Origin of the sequence: Legionella sheltonii, assembly GCF_026191355.1 — a bacterium.
In the GTDB taxonomy this organism is placed as follows: domain Bacteria; phylum Pseudomonadota; class Gammaproteobacteria; order Legionellales; family Legionellaceae; genus Legionella; species Legionella sheltonii.
On the sequence record NZ_JAPHOQ010000001.1, the window covers coordinates 416,499 to 442,404 of the forward strand.

Below are 25,906 nucleotides of genomic sequence, written 5' to 3' on the forward strand. Positions count from 1 at the left end.
GCTTTCATCGTAACACGATGCGACTGCGTTGAGTTTCTACCCTTTGGATGATGTGAGTGAATTGGAGAACTCGCTCCGATTCAATAAACAAGACGATTGAGTTTTCATCCAACCAGTAATGCTGTATCGAGGTTGATGAGTAACACAAACCTCATGAGGTAATTCACTATTAAAACATATGAAGCGATTTTCGGAGGGTAAAACCTTTTTAAGCAATTGATTTTCTGTGTTGTAGAGTTTTAACTCACCACCATATTCAGGTTCCCAATTATTATTTAAATAATAGACACAAGAGATTTTGCGTGTTTTTTGTGTGGCAAACTGATCGACATGCTTTTTATAAAAGGTGCCTGGCTGATAGGCAGCAAAATGGGTTTCAAATTCATGTAAACCTAAAAAGAGTGACTGATTCAATATTTGAGCTAAATACAGCATTTGCTCTAAGAAGACTTGTATTGTCGGATTGCTCTCATATTCATCCAACCAAAAAATTTCATCAGAGCGAATGATCTCATTATGGTGCGAATACAATCTACGGCCAATTTTAGCCTCTCGAAATAGCCCTTGTTCATACAATTCTTGGGCTATTAGACGTAATGAGCGGCATTGGTTGGGTTCTAAAAAACCGTCGATAATATAAAACCCTTGAGTACAAAGGTTGTGAATAAGTTGTTCTGAATCAATCAAAGCACTCGTCCTTCAAGTTGGTATTCATATTCACGCCATTGTGGCATGAATTGGCTCATTAGTTCATAAAAGCGTTTATTATGGCTTGGTTCCAGCAGATGAATTAATTCATGAACAAGAACATACTCCAGACAAATCGCAGGTTTTTTGATGAGGTTGAGATTCAGCCAGATACGTGCTGCTTTAGTATTACATGAACCCCAACGGGTTTTCATTTTTCTTATTCCCCATTCGTTGACTTTGACACCAATTATCGTTTCCCAATGTTGAATGAGATCAGGCAATAATATCTGCATTTGATGTTTATACCAACGTTCTAGAATGGTTTGTATCTGTGGAGGAGAACTATTAGGCTGTGTAAAACAGTACATCAGCTCATCATTAATTTTAATCTGTGTAGGGCCATGATGTTCTTCAATGATTAGTAAATACTTTTTCCCTTTGAATGGTACAGTGGCTCCCGTTGCAAAGGTACATTCTTCAGCAATGGCCCGATTACGGATGCGTTCTCTTTGCTGATGTATCCATGCAGTTTTAGATTCAAGATTTTGTCTTATCAGCTGTTCACTGAACCGCAGAGGGGCACTCACTTTAACTAATCCATCAGGGGGATAAATACGTAAGTGCATGTTTTTAATTTTTTTTCGTGATATTTCTATAGGAATACCATCGAGTTCAATGATCATCTCATTAATCTACTTATTCGGAAAACTAAATATAGAAAAACCCGGGTTCTGCTGCGCTGTACCCGGGCTACGATATTTCCCAAATATATAATCGGGATAAGAAAGCGATCTATTGTACTATCTTTGCGCGCCGATACAAGGACTGTCTATATATTCACCATTAATATTTAAAACCATATTCACATTGGCGCGTTGATAGCGAGCCAATATGTCATACTCCTGTTTGGTGAGATAGCCATAAGAGTTACCACAATACACCAGTGATGTGGCTCCAGGCTTTGGTTTAACCTGTACCGGTAAATCACATTCCCAACGAAATTGTGTTAAATCACAATTTGCGGAATTGGCAAGTGCTAAACTCAAGGGTAAAAGAGATACAGCAATAGTTACATACCACTTCCTTTTCATAGTGTGCACCATTTGCATGTTTGTGTTTTTTAAGTATAGGATAAGATTCGAAAAAAGCAGTCAAGGGACCATTATGCTTTTATCTAGTTCTGAATACATTAAAGCGCTACATGAAGGAAAGTACCTCCTTTTTTTGGAGTGGGTCGATTTTATTACTCAGAAATATGAGCTGATGGGTGCAGAAGACACCGTAAATTTTTTGATTCTTGAATGGCTAAGCAATGATTATTCAGAAGAGGATGCAAAAAAAGTAGCTGTCTTACAGGCGGTATATGATTTGGAGTCTAAAACGTTACAAGGTAAATTGGATTATTCGCTTAAAATAATTACTACTGCATTATTTATGTGCATGGTTTTTAGGCTCTCAGATATCAATGTGTCCTTAACCCCGCAAAAAAAAATAAAGCCCCGTGAAGCAGATTTGCTGATTGCACAAAATCTTGCTCAGTTAAACCCATTTACCTATAAAAAGCGATTAGAAGATATGCAAACACAGTTTTATCAGTACGCAGAAGGTGCTGATCAAAAAGAGGTAGTTGATGCTTTTAAAAATATCCGTGCTATTACTGAGCCTAGATACCTCCTTGAAGATTATATTTTGCATTTAGAACGCATAAAAATAAAAGACGATAAACTTTATGCCACACGATTAAGCATGGCAAAACGCTTTCTTGGTTATTTATATGAACAAACGGAGTTGACCCCCAAAGTAGCCGAGGTAATTGCTACTTATGTGAACTCGCTTCGTGAATTGGGTCCGGGGAAAGGAGAGTTAGCGTGTTTGGATAACATTTGCCCTCCTTCAGCCCTCGAAAATACCTGGCGTTGGGTTACTGGGATAGGAATTGGTTTTTTCAGCTTGGTCTTACATGAAAAATCAATTAGCGAGTTAATTTCGGGAAAGGATGGAGGCCTTAACCCTTAGTTTTGTTAAATTTCAGTAATTTTTTTGCTTATTAGCCTATATTTAATACCAAATTTTTAGTATCTGCTACACTTTTAAAATCATGGTTTTCTGCCTGCAACATAGACAGATGCTGGGTTAATGTTAGTGGGAGCGTTGTATTTTCAAATGATGTAAAAAACAACAAGCTTATTTTAAAAATTAAGATGCTTGACTCAGAGAAGATATAAAACCTTTCACTCAGTTCATTTTCATTTGTTTTTTTGTAGATGGCAAAAATGAAACTCAAGTCTTTAGTTCTCTCTATATACGGGTGGTTGGATACCGAATTAAAAGAAAGTAATGTACAACAAGACACGATACATTGGGCTCGTGTTTTCATCTTTGTATTACTTCATTTGTGTTGTTTGGGGGTGTTTTGGGTTGGATGGAGTTTTACATCGGTTTTTACTGCTGCTGTGCTCTATTTCCTTAGGATGTTTGCAATAACTGGTTTTTATCATCGCTATTTTTCACATAAGACTTTTAAAACAAATCGTTTTTGGCAATTTATTTTTGCAGTATTGGGTAATGCCTCCGTACAAAGAGGACCACTCTGGTGGGCAAGCCATCACCGTATTCATCATCGACATACAGAGCAAATACAAGATCCTCATTCTCCTATAAAACATGGTTTATTGTGGAGCCATGTTGGATGGATTTTTTATTCAAACAATTTTAAAACAGACTACACTGCAATACGGGATTTTGCAAAATATCCAGAATTACGCTGGTTGAATCGTTTTGATAATGTGGTACCTCTTTGTACGCTGTTCTTACTCTATTTTATGGGTGGTTTTTTAGAAAATCATTATCCTAATCTGCATACTAATGGTCTACAGTTAGTTGTTTGGGGCATTATTTCAACAATTATTCTCTTCCATGTTACTTTTTCTATCAATTCTCTCTGTCATGTATGGGGTACAAAACCGTTTGATACAGGAGATGAGAGTCGCAATAATTTCCTACTGGCTTTAATTACTCTGGGTGAGGGTTGGCACAATAATCATCACTACTATCAGAGATCAACAAGCCAGGGATTTCGCTGGTGGCAAATAGATATAACTTATTATTTATTATGCTTTTTAGAGAAAATTAAAGTTGTTCATGATCTTAATAGAGTTCCAATGGAGTTAAGGAAAACGAATGGGGTAATCAAATCTTTGGATGAAAAAAACTTTAATAAGTTAAATGCGGAATAGAGTTTTTTAATGTATGGGCGATGACTCTATTTGATTTATCTAAGTTTTAGGGAAGTGAGGTAGTAATGAAAATTCAAAATCAAAGAATTCTATCTAAAGATGTTTTAGTAGTATCCTTTTTTCTGTTTATTTATTTGTTTTCTTGTCTGATTTTCAACAATCAAATTCTTATTCACGGGTTAGTGAATCTAGGATGGAAAGGAAAAGTCATATTTTGTCTTATTATTTACCACATAACGATTGTTGTATTCAGTATTTATTTACATCGAAGCGAAACTCATAGGTCAATTGAGCTCGCACCCTCAATAAGATATTTTAGCCGTTTTTGGCTTTGGTTTGCTACGGGACTAAACAGAGCAGAATGGGTTGCAATCCATAGATTACACCATCAAAACCCAGATTCGCCTAATGATCCACATAGCCCGTTATATAAAGGGACACTAAATTTATTTGTGGGGGGGTTTGAAATTTGTGCTCAATGTAACCCCTCATCTCTTATAGAAAAATATGGAAGTATTTCTGATAACGACGCGCTTGAGAAATTGCTCTTTAGTAAATTTCAATCGTTAGGATTAGTCATCTTTTTATCTCTATACATTCTACTCTTTGGGTTGTGGGGTATGGTCATGTGGGACATCAATATTATTGCGATTACTATGGTATTATTCGGAGCATTTGCTGCTTTGACTCATGTATATGGTTATCGAAACTTCAACACAAAGGATAATTCGCATAATCTAATGCATATAGGTATTTTGTTGAATGGGGAAGAATTACATAACAACCATCATAACAATCCTACCTCTGCAAAACTATCCTTGTTGGATGATGAATTTGATCTCGGTTGGTTTTATATTAAGATGTTAATGAAATTAAATTTAGCGAAACTTCGTACCATTGCAACTGTGGAAAGAAAAGGAGTGGGATACGAACTCCAGAAACACTAGGGTCTGTTTATACGCATTTTGGCCAAGAAAGTAGAATTGAAAACAGGGCCTACCCATTATTCCACCAGCCTCCGCCGAGTGATTGAAAGAGCGCGGCAGTATCATTATAACGAGCTGTTTCAGCTTGAATTACTTTTAAGTGTATTTTTAAATAGGATTCTTTTGCCCTTAAAACGGCTAAATAGTTCGCTTTACCGAGTTGGTATTGCATTCTCACTATTTTAAATTGTTCCCGTGTGTTTGTTTCTGAATTCACTTGTTCACGCAATAACTCAGCATCGAACTCAAGAGCATGTAAGGCATCTGCAACTTGTTGAAAGGCATCAAGTACCACTTTCTTATATCGTGCAAGTTCATAATCATACACCGCAATAGCGAGTTGGCGTTTTGCACGTAATTCACCTCCTTTCAGCAGTGTTTGGAATATTTGACCACCATAATTCCACACATTATTTGCAGGATTGAACAAGGTACTTAGTGCAGTTGAGTACCAGGCATAGGTAGCACCTATATTTAATTGAGGGTAAAGATTAGCGGTTGCCACTCCAATTTCTGCGCTCGCTTTATGCAGTAATGATTCAGAGGATTTTATATCGGGTCGTTGTTTGACAAGAAGTGAAGGCAGAGTAACGGGAAGATCCGTGGGTAAACGGATATTTTGCAGTGTAAAATCAAAAAATTCTGTTTCGCTCGGCAATGATCCTATAAGTATTGCAAGAGCATTATATTTTTTAGCCAAATCATTTTTGAGGGTAGGGAGTTGTGCTTGAGTTTTCTTAAGTCGATTGTCACTATCGAGTAGAGTAAGCTTGGAAGTATGTCCTTGAACATAGTTGCTATTTTCTAATTTTACCAATTCCTTTTGACATGCTATAAGCTCTTTTGTGGTTTTAATCTGTTCTTGCAATGATGCAATCGTGATGCTTGTTGTCACTATATTCGCTGTTAGCGTTAAATAAGTCGCTTCCAATTCAAAACGTTCATAATCAATTGCGGCTCTTAGGGACTCTAATTGACGACGAGTGCCGCCAAATAAGTCTAAATTATATCGAACGCTGATAGAGGTATTGTACAGGTCGAAAGTATTGACTGAAGAAAATGGAAGTTTAGTTCCCGGAATAGGTGTAATATTAATTCCGGTGGCAAGTAAACTATTTCTCTCACGACTCGCCAGAAATTGAGTATCCACGGTAGGAAATAAATTGTGTCCTGCCTCAGCAAGTAAATTGGCCTGTGCTTTACGCAAATTAGCCTTACTCATTTCTATTGATGGATTATTTTTTAATCCTTTTTCTATAAATGAATTTAATTCTTTGGAATGAAATATCTCCCACCATGATGCGGATATCTTCTTTTTAAAATTAAAGTGTTGGGGTTGACCCGCTCGGCTCTTTACGCCAACTGTTCTATTTTTCACCGGACCTGTATTATAGTGGGTTGCTTTTGGAGCATCTGGTGAATGAAAATTAGGCCCAACTTTACAACTTGTAAGGATTAATGTGCATAAAAATAAATAGATTCTTTGCATTTGATCTTCTTATCTAAATAGATGTATTAACAATGAGAACAAAACCAATTCGTTTAAACGATCATAAAATCAAGTTGATACTGACCGGCTGTCCTGGATGTAAATTATTGAATGCTGTTTTGATTGGTTTTGCCTCGACACGATAAACAAATTTGGTTCTTGAGCTCTCACTAAAAATATAAGGAGGCGTATATTCTGTTTTTGAAGAAATATAGTTTATCGTCGCAGGGTAATTTTCTTTGCACCCATCACAACTGATGGTGACTTGGCTGTTTAATTTTAACTGAGCTAATAAGGGCTCAGGAACATAAAAAACAACCTTTAGATTTTCAGGTGAAACGATAGATAATACTGGGCGTCCAGATAATACTAATTCACCAACAGTGAAATAGGTGTTGTAAACATAGCCTGAAATTGAAGAATATACTTCTTTATTTGATTTGTTCCATTTTGCTTCGGTTAAGTCTGCCCTGGACGATTCGACTAATGCCTGTTGGGAGATTAATGATGCTTTAGCATTAAGGTAATTATTTTTTACTTCTTCAAGTTCTTCAAGGCTAACCCCGCCTGACTTTACCAGTCTTTGATAACGAGTTAATAATTTACTCTGGTAATCAAGTTCGGCTTGTTTTACTTCGACTTGTGCCAAAGCTTGGGTAAGATTGGCTTGAGCTCTGTTGAGCTGGGATTTTTGTGGTTGTACATCCAGGGTGAATAGCCTATCTCCTTTATGAACCATAGTTCCTTTAGAGGCATCAAGACTGATAAGATTACCTGCAAAATTGCTTGAGATATAAGTATAATCAGCATCGATATATCCCTGCAATGAATTGTTCTCTCTTTTGCAACTCACTGTAAGTGTGCAAATTATCAATAGAAACAACCCTCGCTGAGTGAGTTTTCGCATATTATTTTGATCTCAAACGAATCAATCAAATGAATTGAAACAAATAAAAAAACTTACCACCAAATGACAGCACCTGACAATACACTGACATAAGTATATCTAAGAAAATGAAAAGTTTTTTTGTAATTAATTTTAAAATTGCGTCAAAAAGTAATGCCAGGTAATCTAGGTCTGGTAATCTGGAACAAAATTCAGGAAAAATAAGAGCTATTCCGAATTGGTTTATTAACTCCTGCTCTCACAGAATGGCTTATCCACAAGTCCATAGGCCAGTAGAGCCTTCATCGTCTCGGATAGGCCTGTGGACCCTGTGGGTAAGCCATGACACACCGAACTATGTTTTAGAAACCGTACTAGGGTGTCCGAAATACACTTGAGCTGGTGTTAAATATCCAAAAGACTGATGGAGTCTTCGGTTGTTATAATATTCAAAATACTCAGCTAATTCCAGCTCTATCTCTTCGATTGTTTCGAAATCATACCGATAGAGTTTTTCTTGCTTAACACTGCGCCATAAACGTTCTATGAAAATATTATCGAGGTATCGGCCGCGCCCATCCATACTGATAGAGATTTTGTGGGCCTTCAAGGTATTGATCCAATCATTAGACGTGAACTGAGCACCCTGATCGGTATTAAAAATATCACACCGCCCCTGTAATAACGCGTTTTTTAGCGCCTCTACACAAAATTCTGCTTCTAATGTTGGGGACACCGCCCATTGAAGCACATACCGACTATACCAGTCCATGATGGCAACCAAGTAAACATGGCCTCCCTTCATACGCACGTAGGTAATATCAGCAGCCCAGACCTGATTAGGCTTAGTGATATCGATGTCACGTAATAGATAGGGGTACACGGTGTGCTCTTTATTGGGAACGCTTGTATTTGGCTTTGGGTAGACGGTTTCTAATCCCATAGCCTCCATGAGTCTCTTGATGCGTCGTTTACCAACAGGATAGCCAACTTCAAGGGACAACCATTGTGCGCGCTTCACTTTACCTTCACATGGATACTGGAGATAATGCTCGTCTAACAGCGCCATGAGCCGCTCGTCCTCTGCTGATATAGGAGACGCTTTGTAATAATAACTGGAAATACTCAATCCGAGTAGCATGCATTGTTCTCGGATTGATATTTCAGCGTTGCTATCAATCAGCTTACGCTTTTCATCCAAGCTCAGTGGCAGTCTTTTTTTTTAACCATGATAATTGGGCTTGAAGTCGACCAATTTCCTCATACAAAGCACCAACAAGCTCGGCTTGCTCTTTTTTATCCTTATCATGAGAATTGGAAAAAGCATCTGAAATAGCCTGCAATGCTGTTTGCTTCCATGCTTTAATTTGGGTAGGATGCACACCGTATTCGCTGGTCAGTTGAGCCTGAGTCAATTTTCCTTCAATTGCCGCAACTGCTATCTTTGATTTTTTTGATGCCGTGTAATAGTTTCTTTTTTTGCTCATTCTATTCTCCTCTGTTACTTAGAAGAATAGCTCTTAAAAATTACCTTTTTTCGTCCAAAAAACCGCGCCTATATCAAGGAACCCTAACATGTTGCTTATTGTCTGCTTGCTGACTGTCGATTTCGTGACTGTTGTTCATTAGTGAAAGAAATCACATTGAAAAATAGACTGTCAGTGATGATCATATTACGATACCATAGACCATAATGCCCCGTATCAACAAAATCATCTTTATGGATATTTGGACATTTTCTGGCAAAATTCAGACATTGTTTTGAGAAAAATTGAGTATTTCTAATTCTCATTCAAGGATGATAAATGATAAAAAATGAATTTCTTCGTATCTGGTCGATTGCAAAAAAAGAAATTATTCAAATCAAACGAGATTTTTTGATTTTCTCATGGTTGATTATCATCCCAGTGACACAAATACTATTGTTTGGGGCGATTATAAACACCAATCCCAAAAATCTTCCAACCGTAGTGATTACCTCTGAGGATACTCCTTTAACCCGAACTTTGTTAGAGGGTCTAAAAAACACGAATTATTTTTCAATTGAAACCATAACTGCGGATGAAAAAAAAGCCGCGCGCTTATTACTGAGTGGAAAGGTCCTTTTTGTTATTAATATTCCTCCCAATTTTACCCGGGATTTAATTCGTGGAAAGCACCCGCATGTATTGATCGAGGCTGATGCTTCAGACCCTGTAGCGGTTTCAAATGCGTTTCGTGCTGCATCTGAATTACCTTCTAAAGTTTTTGAACATGATTTACAGGGCCCACTGAGTTATTTAGCATCCACGGATGCTCCATTCATTTTTGATATTCAAGCTAAATACAATCCTGAAAGTATTCCACAATACAATACCATACCTGGATTAATTGCTTTATTGATCTTTTCAACATTAACTGTTTTAACAGCGGTATCTATAAACTCAGAATTTGAACGAGGAACTTTCGAGACCTTATTAATAACGCCTTTAACTCCAGTTAATATTATTTTTGGTAAGGTGATACCCTATTTTATTTTAGGGTATTTACTTTTATTTATATTGTTGGCAATCGCTTATTTTATTTTTTCCATTCCTTTTCATGGCAGCTTTTTCCTGTATTTATTACTTTTAGCCCCTTACTCTATTTCCAGCCTAGGAACAGGACTTGCCATCTCGGCTGTTACTCGAACACAATTTGCGGCGGTAGGTTTAACGAACGCCTATGGTCTGGTAGCAATTATGGTCTCGGGTTTTTTATTTCCATTTACTGGCGTACCACATTGGGCACAATCAATCAGTCAAACGATACCGCTGACGCATTTTTTAAGGATCACGAGAAACAGCATGTTAAAAGGTGCCGGTTGGGATATTTTATGGCCTGATACGTGGCCTATAATTTTATTTTCCATAGTTATTATTTTTTTGGGAATCGTACTTTTTAGAAGAACCTTAGACTAATTTATCATGATAATAATGTCTTGCTGATGAGAGAACAGATAGTTTATGAAAAAGAATGCTGACAATTATGAGGAGCTTATTTTACAGCATCCTCTTTTCTGTCTTCTCAATCGTTCAAATGCGCATCAATTAATTGGATATGCGAAACCTGGGCATGTTGAAGCGGATCAAGTTATTGTTGTTGAGGGTGAACCGATTGATTGTATTTTTTTAATCGTTGCAGGAAGAGCAGAAGTAACAAGAGCTGTGCATGCGCAGGGAACAAGACAGTCTATGCGTATATCTGAATTAAGAAAAGGCGATATTATAGGATTATCCTCAGAGGGTTTTGTTTCTCAGACAGGTCTTCGTACGGCCACAGTGAAAGCACTTACCCCTATGCAATTACTAAAAATTAGTCTTTATGATTTTCTCGGTTTTTTGGAGCAGCCGGAGATAAAATATCCTAATTTGAAAAAGTTAAGTGAAGAATTTCTTTTAATTCAGTTTATTCGTGCTCATCATCTGTTTAGTAATTTTTCCCATGAGAAAATACAGACAATGGTGAAAACAGCAATAAATATTCAGGTTACTTCAGGTACCTATTTGTATAAAGAGGGGGATGCTGCTGATGCTTGTTATTATCTCCTCAAAGGTGAGGTTGTTCTTCTTAATAAAAAAGAGAGCACTCTTAAGGTAATTAAAATAAATCAAATGTTTGGGGATGCAGAATTTATGAAGGATATAAAGAGAACTGAAGCCGCGTTAGCAAAAATTGATAGTGAGTTATTAGTTATAGAAACAGAGCTTGTTAAAAAATTTATAACCATACATCAACCATCTTTATTTCAACAGCTTTGGTTGAAATTTTCTGGAAAGAAATAAGGTTTTTTATGGATAAAAGCAATTATATTATCGATGTAAGAAATTTAACTAAAAAATTCAATACCTATCAGGCAGTTAGCAATCTTAATCTTAAAGTTGAATATGGTGATATTTATGGCTTTCTTGGTCCCAATGGAGCTGGAAAAACTACTTCCATAAGAATGCTATGCGGTCTGATCATTCCTGATTCGGGTACTGGTGAGTGTGTTGGCTTTGACATCTTAACAGAATCTCGTCGGATCAAAGCACTTGTTGGATATATGTCGCAGAGTTTTGGTCTGTATAAAGATCTGACTGTCTATGAAAATATGCTTTTTTTCTCTGAGGTTTATGGTGTAGTTGATCGAAAGAATCAAATAGAAAAGTACTTGCACAAATTTGATTTGGAAAAATACAAAGATCAAATTTCAGGAACTTTATCTGGGGGGTGGAAACAACGCTTATCACTGGCTGTTTCTTTATTGCATGATCCCTTATTGTTATTATTAGATGAACCAACCGCTAATATTGATCCCAAAGCAAGACGAGAGTTTTGGGATTTGATGCATCAATTATCAAGAGAAGGAATTACCATTTTATTGAGTTCTCATAATTTAGATGAAGTAGATAAATGTAATAAAATTGCATACATGTGTTATGGACGAACCCTCATGTCGGGAACGATTGAAGAAATTTTAAACTCTGTAAATTTGACCACATGGGAAATAAAAGGCAAAAATATTGCGATGCTATCCCATCAATTAGAGTCTACCGTGGGAGTCGATCAAGTTTTACGATTTCATAATTCACTCCATGTAAGCAGTAAAAATAAGGAGGATTTGTCGAGAGCAATCCAGCCCTATATCGAAAGTGAGTGTTTTTATGGGAAAATAATTGATTCGACTTTAGATGATGTTTTTGTTTGGCTCTCTACGTATGGCGATCAGAGATTATAAATGATAAAAACAGATTTTTGTCGTGTCATATCGGTTGCTAAAAAGGAATTTATCCAGATCAAACGAAACATTTCTACGTTTATGTTCCTATTCTTAGTTCCTGTTCTGCAAATATTATTATTTGGTTTTATGATTAATACGAATCCCAAATTTTTACCAACGACCGTTATATCCTCTGAAATTAATTCATTTACCCGCACTTTATTGGAAGGTCTTAAACATACAGAATACTTTTCCTTAGATTCTATTGCCCGAACTGAAAAAGAGGCCGATAATTTATTGCTTAGCGGAAGAGGCCTTTTTGTTATTAATATACCGCCCAATTTTTCAAGGGATTTATTGAGAGGAAGAAAACCGCATGTGCTCATTGAAGCGGATGCCTCCGACCCAGTTGCAATTTCAAATGCATTTCGAGCAGCCGCCGCTCTCCCGGCCCAATTATTTGAACATGATCTGCGTGGTTCTCTTGCTTATCTTTCTTCAAAACAGACCCCTTTTGAATTGGATATACATGCCAAGTTTAATCCTGAAGGGTTCTCACAATATAATATTGTTCCTGGATTAATTGCCGTATTGATGCTTACAACACTGACCCTTCTAACTGCGATGTCAATTACAGCTGAATATGAGGTAGGTACTTTCGAAACACTATTAATCACGCCACTGAGCGCAGCAAATATTATTTTGGGTAAAGTCATTCCACATTTTATAGTGGGGTATTTGATCTTATTTATGCTCTTATTTATTTCTTATTTTGTTTTCTCTGTGCCTTTTCATGGAAGTTTACTTCTGTATCTGGTCATCATGGCACCTTACTCTATTGGAAGTTTGGCAATGGGGTTGGCTATGTCCGCCTTCGCAAAAACCCAATTTCAAGCGGTTGCTTCAACTAATGCCTATATGTTAATTGTAATAATGATTTCGGGTTTTTTGTTTCCATTCAGCGGAATGCCAATGTGGGCGCAATACATAGGTCAATTGATCCCATTAACGCACTTTTTAAGAATTACACGAAATATAATGTTGAAGGGGGCGGATTTTAGCATTCTCTGGCCTGATATTTGGCCTATTCTACTCTTTATGGTTGTTATGGTTTTTTCAGCAGTTTTACTTTTTAGAAAAACTTTGGATTAGGAATATTTTAGTTTCAAAGCAAAATTTTTTCGTATAAAAAGTCTAGCGGGCAGTTTGAATCTTTGGGCTTAATTTTGACACAAGACTTTTAGTGAATAGGGCGTTAATGCTTACTATAAATAAGAAATCCCCGTATGCACGGGGATCATTGATGTCCAGGAATTAGGTATTAATCTGCTTTTTTACCGGTTAACTTTTCTTTGATACGTGCTGCACGACCAGCTAAGTTACGGAGGTAATAAAGTTTAGCACGACGCACATCACCACGTCTTTTTACGGTAATGCTATCAACAATAGGACTGTAAGTTTGGAACACACGCTCTACACCAACACCGTGAGAGATTTTACGAACAGTGAATGCAGAATTCAAACCGCGATTACGTTTTGCGATAACAACACCTTCAAATGCTTGTAAACGCTCACGGTTACCTTCAATTACTTTCACTTGAACCAAAACAGTATCACCTGGGTTAAAAACAGGGATCTCTTTACCTTGCATTTGCTCAGCATTCAGTTGGTCAATAATATTAGTCATGGACTACTCCTCAAATTGGTTCATCCTCTAGGAATCACCGTGTTCATACATAAACTCAGCAAGCAATTGCTTATCTGTTTCACTTAACTGTATTTTTTCAAGTAAATCTGGTCGTTTAAGCCAGGTTTTACCCAGAGATTGCTTTCTTCGCCACAGTTCTATATCTCTGTGATTACCACCTAATAAAACGGGTGGCACCTCTAATCCGTCAACGGTTGCTGGTCGAGTATAATGAGGGCAATCCAGTAAACCATTCATAAAAGAATCTTGTTCTGCTGAACCAAGATGCCCTAGACTCCCTGGTATTAAACGAATTATTGCATCGATAAATACCGTAGCAGCCAGCTCACCGCCACTTAAAACAAAATCCCCGAGAGACCATTCTTCATCAACATATTGTTGAAGAATGCGCTCATCAATTCCTTCATATCGCCCGGCAATAAACAGCAAGGGTTGTTTGTCACGTGCCACTTGATTTAAGTCATTTTGTCGAATTACCTTACCTTGAGGACTCAAGTAAATCGTTTTACAATGACTCGGCATTTGACTACGTGCCTGCATAATTGCCCCTTTTAAGGGCTCATACATCATCACCATTCCCGGACCGCCACCATAAGGCTTATCATCGACTTGCCTATAGGGCCTGTAAGACCAATCTCTTGGGTTCCAGTAATCAATCTTGACTAACTTCTGCTCAATTGCTCTGCCCGTAATGCCGTAGTTTAACGCATTCAGTATTTCGGGTATTAAGCTGATTACTCCGAGATGAAGCACCACTTAAAAATCCATATCCCAATCAACAGTAATTAATTGCTGGTTGGTATCAATATCTAATATAAACTGGTCGAGTAAATAAGGTATTAAATGTTTTTTATTACCTTCTACAACCAAAACATCATTTGCACCTGTAGGAATTATTTCCGTGACAGTCCCAAAAGATTCACCCTTTTGGTTGATCACCTTCATTCCTATAAGTTGATGCCAATAATATTCACCAGGTTTTAGTGTTTCCAGTTGTTCCTGTTGAACTGCAATTTCTATATTAGTGAGGTGAGCTACTGATTCGCGTTCAGGATAACCTTCAATTTGGGCTATGATGGATTTAGTTTGTACTTCAGCACGCAATAACTTTATTGGCTGCCATTTATTGTTGATAAAGGCATGCCAATTTGTATACTTCAGCACATTATCTCGAGGCTCTGTAAAGGAGTGAACCGTGACAAAACCTTTAACACCATGTGGCCGCCCAAAACGGGCAATTACTATCCAGTTTTCCTGATTATTCACGTTATTAAGCAGCTTCGCCTTTTTTATTAAACTCTTTGACTAAAGCGCTTACGCGATCAGACAATTGTGCGCCTACTTTTTGCCATTGGCTTAACTTTTCTGCATCAATGTGCAAACGTACCTCTTGCCCACGAGCTACAGGGTTAAAATAACCGATACGCTCAATGTAACTGCCATCGCGGCGTTTGCGACTGTCAGTAACGACCATATGATAAAACGGACGCTTTTTGGCGCCACCTCTTGATAAACGTATAACGACCATTGTTTTCCTCTACTTTAGAGTGGTTACGTAAAAATGCCGTGTATTGTACGAAAATTAATTCAGCATGTGAAGTAATTCTTGTGAATTATTTAAAATCATCGGGTAATATGCCTTTTAAACCGGCCATTCCACCAAGTCCACGCATCATTTTTTGCATTCCACCAGGTTTGGTAAATTTTTTCATCATTTTTTGCATTTGTTCAAATTGCTTCAATAACTTATTCACATCCTGTATTTGTGTTCCCGATCCCAAAGCAATACGTTTTTTGCGTGAACCCACAATAAGCTTGGGTATACGACGTTCTTTGGGTGTCATGGAGTTAATAATGGCAATGGTTTGCGCCATGGCTTTATCGCTAACTTGTTTCATTGCCTGTTGCGGCATCATTTGACTGACACCAGGTAGCTTGCTCATCATTCCAGTAATACCACCCATATTATTCATTTGCAGAAGCTGTTGTTTAAAGTCTTCCAGATCAAAGCTTTTGCCCTTTTTCAGTTTTTTAGCAAGTTTTTCACTGGCTTGTTTGTCCGCTTTACGCTCAACTTCTTCAATCAGCGTGAGAATATCTCCCATGCCAAGAATTCTTGAGGCAATTCGCTCAGGATGAAACGGCTCCAACGCTTCTACTTTTTCACCACTACCGATAAATTTAATGGGTTGGCCGGTAATTTGTTTTACAGAAAGAGCAGCTCCTCCTCGTGCATCACCATCGGTTTTGGTCAGAATGACCCCGGTTAGCGGCAGGGCTTCATGAAAAGCTTTGGCGGTATTTGCAGCATCTTGCCCCGTCATGCTGTCGACAACAAACAGGGTTTCAATTGGATTAATTTCTTTGTGCAGGCCTTTAATTTCAGCCATCATATCCGCATCAATATGCAATCGGCCTGCTGTATCAATCAGCAAGACATCCATATATTGTTTTTTCGCGGCATCAAGCGATTTTTTTGCAATGGCAAGTGGCTGTTCATTGGCTTCTGCGGGGAAGAAGGTAACACCTATTTGATCGGCCAATACTTTAAGCTGTTGAATTGCTGCAGGTCGATAGACGTCGACGCTGGTTACCATTACTTTTTTATTCTCAGACTCTTTTAAATAACGAGCTAATTTCGCCGTACTGGTTGTTTTACCAGAGCCTTGCAATCCTGCCATTAAAAATACTGCAGGGGGTTGGGTTTTAAAATTAAGCTCGGCACGTTCATCGCCCATGATATGGATTAATTCATCATGAACGATTTTAACAAAGGCTTGATCAGGATTTAATTCCGTTAAGACTTCTTGCCCTAATGCTTTTTGTTTTACTTGTTCAATAAATTCTTTAATAACAGGCAATGCAACATCGGCTTCAAGCAGTGAAAGCCTGACTTCGCGCAGGGCGTGTTGTACATTCTCTTCAGTTAATCGACCCTGTCCCCGTAAATTTTTAAAGGTGCGAGTCAAACGTTCGGTTAAGGTTTCAAACATGATGTGGTGCCCGAAAAAAATTGAAACTATAGCACAGAGAAGCCATGATATGAAACTGTTGGGAACATCGTCTCAACTTAAGGGGGTGCAGCTCGGACGAGAGTATGCCCTAATCCGCGATTAAGGCCACATTCCCTACGTCTTCTAATATGGGCTCTATATGAATAATAGTATTGTCCACTTCTCTTGCGGGGGCGAGTGATTTTGTGCATAAAGACAGGAAAAAAGGCAGAGATTTTCTGATTAAATCATGTTATTTTACAGTGCATATTAAAAATCTGCGGGTTACTAAACAAAATTAAGGAACATTTTGTTTAATTATTACCCTATTATTAAGGGTTTCTTAAGCTAATTACTATATAATTAGGCTTCTGCATGCCCAAAACTGCACTGAAGGAATGCGATGATCGAGAAAAAACATTCACTGACAATTTTCAGTCTGACTATGATAACCGTTGGCTCTGTAGACAGCATACGCAATTTGCCTGCTACAGCCTTATTCGGTAGTCAATTAATCTTTTATTTTGTTTTAGGTGCTTTATTTTTTCTAATTCCCACCGCTTTGGTTTCAGCAGAGTTGGCTTCAGGATGGGCTCGTCAGGGTGGGATTTATATTTGGGTAAAACAGGCTTTTGGCAAAAAAATGGGTTTCTTGGCCATTTGGTTGCAATGGATAGAAAATGTCATTTGGTATCCCACGATTTTATCTTTTGTTGCCGGAACTATTGGCTATTTAATTAATCCTGAGTTAACAAGCAATCCTGTTTTTCTATGGGCAATCATCGTGAGTTCTTTTTGGGGCGCTACGATTTTGAACCTGCGTGGAATGAAATCTTCTGCCGCATTCAGTAATTTGTGTTCCCTTGCGGGTTTATTGTTACCCATGTCATTAATTATTGGTCTTGGGGTGGTATGGATGACCCAAGGGAATCCCTTACAAATTCAATTTGATATCCCCAGTATTGTGCCCCATTTGTCCGATAAATCCATGTGGGTATCCTTAACTGCGATTATTATGTCCTTTTGTGGTATCGAGATTGCCACAGTGCATGCTAATGATGTCGATAACCCACAGCATGCTTTTCCCAAGGTTTTAATCTATTCGGTAGGGATTATTTTAAGTACTTTAATTCTTGGCTCTCTAGCGATTGCGATTGTTTTACCTGGAAAAGACATCAATTTAGTAGCGGGTATAATGCAAGCATTCGAGGCGTTCTTCTCCAGTTATCAATTATACTGGATGATGCCTGTAGTTGCTTTAATGCTGGTTCTGGGAGGACTGGGTGGTGTGAGTAATTGGATCATTGCCCCCACCAAAGGATTATTGGTGGCTGCAGAGGATGGTAATTTGCCAGAGTACTTCCAACGTACGAATGCAAAAGGTGCTCCAGTCGTGATGCTCTATACTCAGGCGAGCATTGTCACCGTCTTATCCGGCTTATTCTTATTTATGCCGAGTGTGAACGGCTCTTATTGGTTATTAACTGCTTTAGCAGCGCAATTGTATATGTTGATGTATTTCATCATGTTTGCTGCAGCAATTAAATTGCGTTTTTCTGAGCCGCACCATCATCGACCTTTTGCAATCCCAGGCGGAATAGCAGGAATGTTATTTGTCGCAGGTATTGGCATCGTTGGGGTATGTGCTACCTTAGCGGTGAGTTTTATTCCGCCCGAAGGGATCAACGTTGGGGGTATTGTCCGTTATGAAATGACCTTAATAGGTGGCTTAATTTTAATGTGTTTACCCCCATTTATCAGTTCTTGGTCGCAAGAAAAAGCAGCAGTATTGGAGGCTGTTCCAGATTAACGATCCTTGCATACGTTTCTTGACCTAAGTTAAGAAGGGGCATTTATGGACCAAAGCATGATGGCCAAAGCAAATGGATAGACCAGTAGAATCCAATGAATTACTAAGCCAGTTAATGGCAAGGTTACCCGAGTTGGAATGGAAAATCAGCGAGCTTGGTCCATTTTTTTCAAGTCAACGCTTGCCTAAAGGGTTATTCCGACTTGATGCAGAGGTCAGTGGTGCAGCATGTATTGCGGAAATTAAAGCAGACATCCATGCTTTAGGTAAGCAACAAAATAAGCGCAGTGCGTTTTATTTGGCAGAGCGAATCAGACAAAAAATTAATGTTCTGGTTGTTTTATGTCAAATGCATCAAGGTAAAAATAAGCCAGAGGAAAAACCTTCCTTTGGCATTAAGATGTTAAGTACCAGGCGGCAATGGATCAATGATCTTGAGACGGAAGTCAAAACCTTAGAAGAACAGCAGCAAGCAATGACTAAAGCTTTGGAGCATCTGAGGCATAATCCTAATGCCAATGCGATTTTGCATTTAAAAGCAGAGTTAGGGGAAGTAGAGCGTCGCCTAACTTTAGCCAAAGAAACGCTCAATCGAGCGATTTCTTAATCAATAAGAAATTGCCTGATATCAAACTTCATGGCATAGACGCATTGATCTTGACAAGGGTTGTCCAATTTCGTGCAGTGCCTTGTACGCCTAGTTTTTTCTCAATCACATGATGGGTTAACTTAGAACGGCCTATCCCATCAGGATAAGCCAAATAGAGACATTGATGACCACAAATGATTTGTTCTCGTCCCTGTATGCTTTTTATGAGCGCTTCCAGGGCTGGAGATGAAGGATTTTTATCAAGAAACATAACAAGCAAATGGCTTGGATCGGAAATCGCCATTTCAGAAAAGGGGTTGCACCGGATCATTTCAACGAGCGATTCTTTGGGTCGTACCAATACGGTAGTTTCTAATTGCAAGTGTTGATCAATAGCAGATGAAATCTGCTTCTCAAGGTGTGTTTCAGACACGTGAGGCGTTGCTTCAAACACAATATTCCCGGTTTGCAGAATCGATTTGACTTGCTTGAAACCCAGAGTCTCAAACAAAAGACACAAATCACGCATCGCAATTTTTTTGTGTCCACCTACATTAATTCCACGCAGCAATGCGACATAGTTCATATTTTATCACCTAAATCTTCAGCGAAGCGCAACATATAACCATCGGGATCTAAAATAATGAATTGGCGTTGGCCAATTTTAAGATCACCCGCTTGATACCATCGCTCTTCGATAGGCATAAAGAGATTGATTTTATAGCGTTGAATGTGGCTGTATAATTGATTGACCTCAGTCGTTTTTATTTGTAAATTTATCCCCCGACCAAAAGGGACCTCGAGTGGGGCAGTTAACCATATTCGACCCACTTGCTTTATTTCCTCCAACATCAAGCGCGCTCCTTGACGCTTGAGCATCGCAAATTGCTCTTCAGCACGTTGATATTGGATATTAAATCCTAATACCTCGGTATAAAAAGACAAGCTACGGTCTATATTAGAACAATATAATTCGGGTATAAGTGCTGTGGTCAATCGTTCGTTGTTCATAGACTCAGATTGTATCACCAAGGGATTGAAGCTAATAATTTACACACATATGGGGTCAGGCCTTGAATTGTGAATCAATTTCTAATTGAAAATTCACAATTCAAGACCTGACCCTCTAACTCGTGTAAATCTCCAAGACAATTGATACCACTATTTTTCGTAAATGAGCTTCCCGCTGAACAGGTGCAAAAGGTTCTAGAGGATCTCAAGATATCCAATCGATTCTGTAAATAATAAATGTTGAAAGAATAATTGGTTTAATAATCTTTATCTTAAACTTGAGTAATCAATATGATATGCTTGAGCTAAGTTTAAACTTGAAGGGAGTTAAGTCATGAGCATCGTAACACTTCTAGAACAGTTAGGTAGTACAGTCCATCATAAAATCAATCTTGATATATTATTAAAAAACGAACCTTCTACAATTCAAAAAGCATTCTTTTATAATGATGCTGCATATTTTAAAAAAAATTTAAATGAGGATGCAGCATTAGCTGATCGGACTACAATTTTTGAAATTTAAATTTAATGTATGATATGTCTTCATTGATCGTTGTTGGTTGCGGTATTAAATTTTTTGCTCATCTTACGAATGAAGTAATAGCATATATCAAACAATCTGATATTGTACTTTATTTGGTGAATGATCCTATTCTAAAATTGTGGATTCAAGAGCAAAATCAATATACAGAGTCATTAGATCGATTATATTTTTCATGTCCAAATCGAGCCGATTCTTATTCTCTGATAACAGAGTATGTTTTAGAACATTTATATCAAAATAAGCATATATGCTTTGTTCTTTATGGACATCCCAGTGTTTATGCTAAACCTGGTTTAGATGCTGTAAAAAAAGCAAAGAAAGAAGGATATTATGCAAAAATCCTACCTGCAATTTCAGCTGAAGCTTGTCTTTTTGCAGATTTATTAATCGATCCTGGATCATCAGGCTCTCAATCATTTGAAGCTAGTGATTTTTTGATTCATCAACGGCAAGTTGATATAAGTTCTCATTTAATTCTCTGGCAAATTAACGCTATAGGAATTCTAAATCATGAAACAACAAACAATAAGAAAATAGGAATTTTGTTACTGTTTGATTATTTAACAAAATATTATAAGGTTACAGATAAGATTATTATTTATGAGGCAGCGCAATATCCTGGATTTGAACCTACCATCAAACAAACTCAGTTAAAATATTTGCCTGATATTCAATTATCAAATCTCTCAACTTTATATATACCACCTACTAAAATTGCTGCTTGTGATCAAGCCATTTTAAAAGCTCTTGAACTCGTATAAAAATGTACAACTATTTTATAACTTTCATCAAAGATTATTCTGAAAATTATTTAGGTCTACCTAAGTTATGTTGGCAGGGAATAAGCTTAATTTGTATCAATGCATCTACCATTGGCATTTGTTTTTTTCTATCTTTGTATTTTGTGAATGAGCAAAAATTAAGCATTCCAACAGCAGGACTACTACTTTCTTCTTATGGTTTAGGTACTGTGATTGGTGGTTTCGTAGGGGGAAGACTCTCAGACAAAATTACACCATATTTTGTTTCAATCATCAGTCTTTGCATTCAATCTGCAAGTTTTTTCTTTTTAATGTATTTGCATTCTTTTCCGGCTTTACTGATTGATCAGTTCTTCCTTGGCTTATCTGCATATGGCTTTAAAACATCAAATAACATGAGTTTGTTAAGTGTATGTGCTAATGACCTCGATTTACGCTACAGAACTATCAGTATCTCTCACGTAGCATCAAATTTAGGACTTGGGCTATCAGGTATTTTTATTGCCGGAGTTGGAACATATGGATTTCTTACTATTTTTGGCTTATCAAGTTTAATTTTATTTGTTTCAGCAATTTATCTTATACTACAAGGCAATATAACAAATCTCATACCAAAACAAGACACTGTAGAAGACCATCCAAATAAAATAAAAAAGTCAGCAAAAATTAATATATTAATTCTTTCATGCGTTTTTCTTGTAGGGCTTATCATTGCGCAGTTGAGTTCTACTTATCCACTGTATGTTCAAGAGTCATTTCCCAAATTAAAAGAATTAGCTGTTAGTATTTTATTTCTTTTAGATACCACTTTAATTGTGTTATTCCAAGCGCCACTGACTATATTAGTGAGTAAACAAAATAAACTGCTAATTACTGGGCTAGGTGCTTTATTCATGGGCTTAGGAATGTTAATTCTGAGTTTTTCATTCATATTTGCATTTGCTGTTCTATCTTGTATTGTTTGGACAACGGGTGAAATGCTCTTTATATCTACTGCTCAACTGATTTGTTATGAAAACAGCGATAATAAGAGGAAAGGGCAAAATTTAGGGCTGTTTCAATCTATTTTTGCTGTTAGTAACGTAGTTGGCCCTTCCCTTGGAAGCTTCATTTATCAATATTGTGGTGGAAATATATTATGGTATTGCAGCACAATCATTGGCGTATTTTGCTTCCTGCTTTGTTGGTATTTTAGTCGTTTTAATGCTAACACAGCCTCTTAAAAAAGAAGCATCTGCAGCAAAGATAGCTCCCGGTTGTTCTTTTGCAAATTGCGAGTTATTGAATCGACTATCAATATTTAATATTTCAAGGGAGCTTTGCATGACGTTGTGTATATCTTGTGTGTTATGAAAGTAGCTAAACTCAACTGATTTTGCTATTTTTCCAATAATGGTATCAGAGGACAAAGCATTATCTTTTGACAACTCTTGGATAAAAATACTCATTATATGCTCTAATTCACGCATCTCATAAATTGTACTTGTAACCTGTCTTGACCTTGGTGAAAATACATGTGTCGCTGGATGCTGTAATGAGTAATATATTGGAAAACAATCTCTCTCAAAATTAAAATGTTTTGGTTGCATAATTGTTGGTATATATTTTTTTAAGCCATATGACTCTATAAAAACATACTGCAAGACATCTAGAGGTAAAGCACTATTATCTATCGATGGCACGTATCCAGGTGCAGCTCCTAAAGCTGTTGCAAATAAATGCTTAGCTGTATCAGCTAAATATGGGTTAGGCTTCAAATTTCGAGTTTTCTGGATAATTGAAAATGTAATATCATAATAGACTCTATTTCTTTCGTATTCATATCGATACCATGCTAACTCATGTAAATACTGCTTTAAATTTTTCCACTTAACATCATTATGTAAACTGATTAACCATTTTTCAGAGAAGTACATTATACAACAACGCCAGTCTGAGTTAATTATCTTGCTATTAACTATCTCTCTAAAAACTTGCCAATGTTCATATAACGACTTTGGCACTCGACTCTTAATATTAAAGTCACGTTGTAAATTGGAATGGTTTGTTGTCGCGCCGATGTTGGGTAACATAAATGTAGATCTAACACCAGCAGTCGATGATAGTAGGCCATTAGGTGCGTAAACTCTATCATTAACTTTACTTAAAACAGTAGAAAGAGGAAAAATATCTCCTGGTTTGTATACAAGCCAAGGTATGGTGATATTATCATTTTTCAAATCAATATAACATTCAATTTCTTTATCAAGAACTATTCCTAATGGTGTTTTATTTGCACTATATCCAAGATGTTTTATTATATCTTTTGGAACTTCAGGATCAGTTATCCGATAATATCCGCCATTTATATGAGGGAAAAGAGAACTTTGTGTATCTGCATCAGTTGCACCATATGGGTAATATGCTAAATAAAGAGGGTACGTTTGATCGGGGCTTAACTCATCTATAATAGCTGCGAAGGCTGGTTCTATTTCTGTAACTCGCTGACGAACATCAGTCCAAAGTACTTTTACTAATCCATTTCGTTCATCAATAGCAGTGAACATTAATACAATTCCCTTCGTATATGACCTTTAAAAAATGTTGCATTCTAGTTTCCTAAAAATAGAACTGTCAAGATAAGTTTAATTAAACTGTTTACAAAAACATCAGTAAGACTTTTATTTTCCATTAAAAATTTACATGTAAAAAAAAAAATTTTTTCATTGTTTAATTACGACTAAATTGCTCATCGATAAGGAATTAATAATAAAAGGAGCAATCATGTTAGTTACAATGTTAAAAGCAAAAATTCATCGGGCAACAATAACTCAGGCAAATCTGAATTATATAGGGAGTATCACTATTGATGAAAATTTACTACTGGAAACTGGAATACAGGAAAATGAAAAAGTTCAAATTGTGGATATAAATAACGGTTCACGATTTGAAACTTATGTAATAAAAGGGCGCAAAGGAAGTGGGGAGATCTGTGTGAATGGAGCGGCGGCAAGGCTTGTTCATGAAGGTGATAAAATTATAATTATTTGTTACTGCAATCTTAATGAAAATCAGGTATCAAAACATATCCCCAAAGTTGTTTTTATGAATGAAGACAATACCATCCATAGTCGTTCAGAGGAGGAACTTCCTAATACCTTATTTGTAAATTAGCTCGATTCAAAAATTCAAAAAACAAGAAATTTAAACTAAATCGTTATCTTTCAAGATAACCAAATTGCATCAATTGGAGAATTATTATGGACAATACTGTAAATCCCAAAATTAGCTTTATCTTTGGTGGTGTTTCTGTTGAACGCGATCTTTCATTGAGAACGTTTCACAGCATTTATTCTGAGTTACAGCATCAAATAAGAGATACAAACCTATATCAATATGTCTACTATGTAACTGAAGAAGGTTTTGTTATTAGAAAACCATTTGATTTTGAAAAAGATCCTGATTATTACATGACGAGCAAAAAAGCTCCAATCTCAATTATCGAAGCATTCCAACACATTAAAAAAAATAACGAATATGTATTTTCTTTATTATATGGGCAGTTTGGTGAGGATGGGCATATTCAAGGTCTAGGAAAAATATTCGATATAAAAAATTCTTTTGGCTCGGTACTTTCTTCTAGCCTAACTAAAAGTAAATTTCACTGCTCAAAATACATTGAATCAATGTATCCCGAACTAGAGCCAATACCGATGCTCTCTATCAGAGATGCAAACATCTCACATATCAAGGCAAAGTTATTGCTTTTTTATAATCAAGAAATAGTGATTAAACCGAATTCACTTGGCACCAGTATGTTTACTGAGCGTATGATACTCAATGAAAATTCAATCGATGCCGCGGTAAACTTAATCATTGATATCTTAAAGATCGATAATATTGCTCTTTTACAAAAGTATATTCCAGGTGAGGAATATTCTTGTGGCTGTATTGAAAATCTGGGAAGTATAGAGGTGTTACCTCTAATTTTGGTAAGAACCCGAAATAGATTTTTTGGTCGAAGAGAAAAACTATGTAAGTTTGGAGTGAGTGAGCGAATTATCCCCCAATCTTATAATAAATTTACAACTCAAATTGCTGATATCTCGAAACGAATTTTCTCTGATTTAATGTTTGAAAACATGTTTCGGCTTGATTTTATTGTTTCAGAAGGGAAGATTTATTTCCTTGAAGTTAATTCATTGCCAGGATTAAGTCATGCTAGCTTTTTCCCGAAAATGCTCAAAGAAATCAATATCTCAATGTCTGATTTTATTCAGTTGACATTTAAAAACAGTCTAAACAGGAAGAATAAAACAAATCAGTATAATGAAGAAATGGACTTACGAGGTGCAGCATGAAGTGCATTGGTTTACTTGGTGGTGTTAGCTGGGCATCTACAATGGAATACTATAGGCGACTTAATTTAACCATTAATAGAGCAAAAGGAAAAAATCACTCAGCCAAAATAGTAATGTATAGTTTTGATTTCGAAGAAATTCTG

At 36.9% G+C, this 25,906-nt stretch carries 30 protein-coding genes; 14 read left to right on the forward strand and 16 right to left on the reverse strand.

Annotated features, from left to right (window positions below):
* Positions 1-36 precede the first annotated feature (36 nt).
* The 3 genes from OQJ26_RS01885 to OQJ26_RS01895 form a co-directional block, all read right to left on the reverse strand.
* Positions 37-687, reverse strand: a complete 651-nt coding sequence (locus tag OQJ26_RS01885) for a 2OG-Fe(II) oxygenase (RefSeq protein ID WP_265702181.1) — start codon at positions 685-687, stop codon at positions 37-39.
* Positions 684-1,373 (reverse strand): M48 family metallopeptidase, encoded by a 690-nt coding sequence (locus tag OQJ26_RS01890; protein ID WP_265702182.1) that lies wholly within the window; start codon positions 1,371-1,373, stop codon positions 684-686. The genes OQJ26_RS01885 and OQJ26_RS01890 overlap by 4 nt, the downstream gene beginning before the upstream one ends.
* A 117-nt stretch (positions 1,374-1,490) precedes the next feature.
* Positions 1,491-1,781, reverse strand: coding sequence for a hypothetical protein (locus OQJ26_RS01895; RefSeq protein WP_028381321.1), 291 nt, complete (start codon positions 1,779-1,781; stop codon positions 1,491-1,493).
* A gap of 73 nt (positions 1,782-1,854) precedes the next feature.
* Between OQJ26_RS01895 and OQJ26_RS01900 the strand changes: the two genes are divergently transcribed.
* The 3 genes from OQJ26_RS01900 to OQJ26_RS01910 all read left to right on the forward strand — a co-directional run bounded on the left by OQJ26_RS01900 (position 1,855) and on the right by OQJ26_RS01910 (position 4,873).
* Entirely contained in the window at positions 1,855-2,706 is an 852-nt protein-coding gene (locus OQJ26_RS01900; RefSeq protein ID WP_265702183.1) for a helical bundle domain-containing protein, read from the forward strand.
* A 257-nt stretch (positions 2,707-2,963) separates the two neighbouring features.
* The gene (locus tag OQJ26_RS01905) at positions 2,964-3,926 is read left to right on the forward strand and encodes an acyl-CoA desaturase (protein WP_265702184.1); all 963 of its coding nucleotides are present in this window, start codon (positions 2,964-2,966) and stop codon (positions 3,924-3,926) included.
* Between the two features lie 65 nt (positions 3,927-3,991).
* On the forward strand, positions 3,992-4,873 hold the full coding sequence (locus OQJ26_RS01910) for a fatty acid desaturase (RefSeq protein ID WP_265702185.1): 882 nt from the start codon (positions 3,992-3,994) through the stop codon (positions 4,871-4,873).
* Positions 4,874-4,922: 49 nt separating this feature from the next.
* Here the strand turns inward: OQJ26_RS01910 and OQJ26_RS01915 are convergent, their stop codons facing one another.
* The 5 genes from OQJ26_RS01915 to OQJ26_RS01935 form a co-directional block, all read right to left on the reverse strand.
* Complete coding sequence (locus OQJ26_RS01915; RefSeq protein WP_265702186.1) at positions 4,923-6,401, reverse strand: efflux transporter outer membrane subunit; 1,479 nt, start codon at positions 6,399-6,401, stop codon at positions 4,923-4,925.
* Positions 6,402-6,462: 61 nt separating this feature from the next.
* On the reverse strand, positions 6,463-7,254 hold the full coding sequence (locus OQJ26_RS01920; protein ID WP_265702187.1) for an HlyD family secretion protein: 792 nt from the start codon (positions 7,252-7,254) through the stop codon (positions 6,463-6,465).
* Positions 7,255-7,642: 388 nt separating this feature from the next.
* Positions 7,643-8,488, reverse strand: coding sequence for an IS3 family transposase (locus OQJ26_RS01925; protein WP_082650874.1), 846 nt, complete (start codon positions 8,486-8,488; stop codon positions 7,643-7,645).
* Positions 8,481-8,774, reverse strand: a complete 294-nt coding sequence (locus OQJ26_RS01930; RefSeq protein WP_065235619.1) for a hypothetical protein — start codon at positions 8,772-8,774, stop codon at positions 8,481-8,483. Before OQJ26_RS01930 ends, OQJ26_RS01925 begins: the two co-directional genes overlap by 8 nt.
* Positions 8,775-8,869: 95 nt before the next feature.
* Positions 8,870-9,079 carry a hypothetical protein gene (locus tag OQJ26_RS01935; protein ID WP_265702188.1) on the reverse strand — a complete coding sequence of 70 codons (210 nt, stop codon included), beginning with the start codon at positions 9,077-9,079 and terminating at the stop codon, positions 8,870-8,872.
* Between the two features lie 13 nt (positions 9,080-9,092).
* Between OQJ26_RS01935 and OQJ26_RS01940 the strand changes: the two genes are divergently transcribed.
* Genes OQJ26_RS01940 through OQJ26_RS01955 form a run of 4 tightly spaced genes read left to right on the forward strand, consistent with a single transcriptional unit; the run spans position 9,093 to position 13,159 of the window.
* Entirely contained in the window at positions 9,093-10,226 is a 1,134-nt protein-coding gene (locus OQJ26_RS01940) for an ABC transporter permease (RefSeq protein ID WP_265702189.1), read from the forward strand.
* 45 nt (positions 10,227-10,271) lie between these two features.
* Entirely contained in the window at positions 10,272-11,090 is an 819-nt protein-coding gene (locus tag OQJ26_RS01945; protein ID WP_265702190.1) for a cyclic nucleotide-binding domain-containing protein, read from the forward strand.
* An 8-nt stretch (positions 11,091-11,098) separates the two neighbouring features.
* Positions 11,099-12,025: an ABC transporter ATP-binding protein gene (locus tag OQJ26_RS01950; RefSeq protein WP_265702191.1), complete on the forward strand. Its 927-nt coding sequence runs from the start codon at positions 11,099-11,101 to the stop codon at positions 12,023-12,025.
* Positions 12,026-13,159: an ABC transporter permease gene (locus tag OQJ26_RS01955; protein ID WP_265702192.1), complete on the forward strand. Its 1,134-nt coding sequence runs from the start codon at positions 12,026-12,028 to the stop codon at positions 13,157-13,159.
* A 169-nt stretch (positions 13,160-13,328) separates the two neighbouring features.
* Here OQJ26_RS01955 and rplS read toward each other — a convergent pair whose 3' ends face one another.
* From rplS to ffh, 5 genes are all read right to left on the reverse strand, one after another.
* On the reverse strand, positions 13,329-13,694 hold the full coding sequence (rplS, locus tag OQJ26_RS01960; protein WP_028381313.1) for a 50S ribosomal protein L19: 366 nt from the start codon (positions 13,692-13,694) through the stop codon (positions 13,329-13,331).
* Between the two features lie 27 nt (positions 13,695-13,721).
* Positions 13,722-14,471, reverse strand: coding sequence for a tRNA (guanosine(37)-N1)-methyltransferase TrmD (gene trmD, locus OQJ26_RS01965; RefSeq protein WP_265702193.1), 750 nt, complete (start codon positions 14,469-14,471; stop codon positions 13,722-13,724).
* Positions 14,472-14,981, reverse strand: coding sequence for a ribosome maturation factor RimM (rimM, locus tag OQJ26_RS01970; RefSeq protein ID WP_265702194.1), 510 nt, complete (start codon positions 14,979-14,981; stop codon positions 14,472-14,474).
* Positions 14,982-14,985: 4 nt separating this feature from the next.
* Positions 14,986-15,243: a 30S ribosomal protein S16 gene (rpsP, locus tag OQJ26_RS01975; protein WP_265702195.1), complete on the reverse strand. Its 258-nt coding sequence runs from the start codon at positions 15,241-15,243 to the stop codon at positions 14,986-14,988.
* A gap of 85 nt (positions 15,244-15,328) precedes the next feature.
* Positions 15,329-16,708 carry a signal recognition particle protein gene (gene ffh / locus OQJ26_RS01980; protein WP_265702196.1) on the reverse strand — a complete coding sequence of 460 codons (1,380 nt, stop codon included), beginning with the start codon at positions 16,706-16,708 and terminating at the stop codon, positions 15,329-15,331.
* Positions 16,709-17,111: 403 nt separating this feature from the next.
* On the opposite strand from ffh, the gene OQJ26_RS01985 reads away from it, so the two are divergent.
* Positions 17,112-18,518 carry an APC family permease gene (locus tag OQJ26_RS01985; protein WP_265702197.1) on the forward strand — a complete coding sequence of 469 codons (1,407 nt, stop codon included), beginning with the start codon at positions 17,112-17,114 and terminating at the stop codon, positions 18,516-18,518.
* 73 nt (positions 18,519-18,591) lie between these two features.
* Complete coding sequence (locus tag OQJ26_RS01990) at positions 18,592-19,125, forward strand: hypothetical protein (protein WP_265702199.1); 534 nt, start codon at positions 18,592-18,594, stop codon at positions 19,123-19,125.
* Positions 19,126-19,153: 28 nt separating this feature from the next.
* Here the strand turns inward: OQJ26_RS01990 and OQJ26_RS01995 are convergent, their stop codons facing one another.
* Positions 19,154-19,693 carry a DUF1697 domain-containing protein gene (locus tag OQJ26_RS01995; RefSeq protein ID WP_265702200.1) on the reverse strand — a complete coding sequence of 180 codons (540 nt, stop codon included), beginning with the start codon at positions 19,691-19,693 and terminating at the stop codon, positions 19,154-19,156.
* Positions 19,690-20,118 carry a bleomycin resistance protein gene (locus tag OQJ26_RS02000; RefSeq protein ID WP_265702202.1) on the reverse strand — a complete coding sequence of 143 codons (429 nt, stop codon included), beginning with the start codon at positions 20,116-20,118 and terminating at the stop codon, positions 19,690-19,692. The genes OQJ26_RS01995 and OQJ26_RS02000 overlap by 4 nt, the downstream gene beginning before the upstream one ends.
* Positions 20,119-20,452: 334 nt before the next feature.
* Here OQJ26_RS02000 and OQJ26_RS02005 point away from each other — a divergent pair, with 334 nt between their 5' ends.
* Genes OQJ26_RS02005 through OQJ26_RS02015 form a run of 3 tightly spaced genes read left to right on the forward strand, consistent with a single transcriptional unit; the run spans position 20,453 to position 22,646 of the window.
* Positions 20,453-20,641: a hypothetical protein gene (locus OQJ26_RS02005; protein WP_265702204.1), complete on the forward strand. Its 189-nt coding sequence runs from the start codon at positions 20,453-20,455 to the stop codon at positions 20,639-20,641.
* Positions 20,642-20,655: 14 nt separating this feature from the next.
* A complete protein-coding gene (locus tag OQJ26_RS02010) occupies positions 20,656-21,423 on the forward strand; it encodes an SAM-dependent methyltransferase (protein ID WP_265702205.1) in 768 nt (255 codons plus the stop codon).
* A gap of 2 nt (positions 21,424-21,425) precedes the next feature.
* Positions 21,426-22,646, forward strand: a complete 1,221-nt coding sequence (locus tag OQJ26_RS02015; RefSeq protein ID WP_265702206.1) for an MFS transporter — start codon at positions 21,426-21,428, stop codon at positions 22,644-22,646.
* Here the strand turns inward: OQJ26_RS02015 and OQJ26_RS02020 are convergent.
* Positions 22,560-23,969: a hypothetical protein gene (locus OQJ26_RS02020; RefSeq protein WP_265702207.1), complete on the reverse strand. Its 1,410-nt coding sequence runs from the start codon at positions 23,967-23,969 to the stop codon at positions 22,560-22,562. The genes OQJ26_RS02015 and OQJ26_RS02020 overlap by 87 nt on opposite strands.
* A 217-nt stretch (positions 23,970-24,186) precedes the next feature.
* Between OQJ26_RS02020 and panD the strand changes: the two genes are divergently transcribed.
* Positions 24,187-24,576, forward strand: a complete 390-nt coding sequence (gene panD / locus OQJ26_RS02025) for an aspartate 1-decarboxylase (RefSeq protein WP_265702208.1) — start codon at positions 24,187-24,189, stop codon at positions 24,574-24,576.
* 86 nt (positions 24,577-24,662) lie between these two features.
* Entirely contained in the window at positions 24,663-25,763 is a 1,101-nt protein-coding gene (locus OQJ26_RS02030; protein WP_265702209.1) for an ATP-grasp domain-containing protein, read from the forward strand.
* Positions 25,764-25,906: the final 143 nt, after the last annotated feature.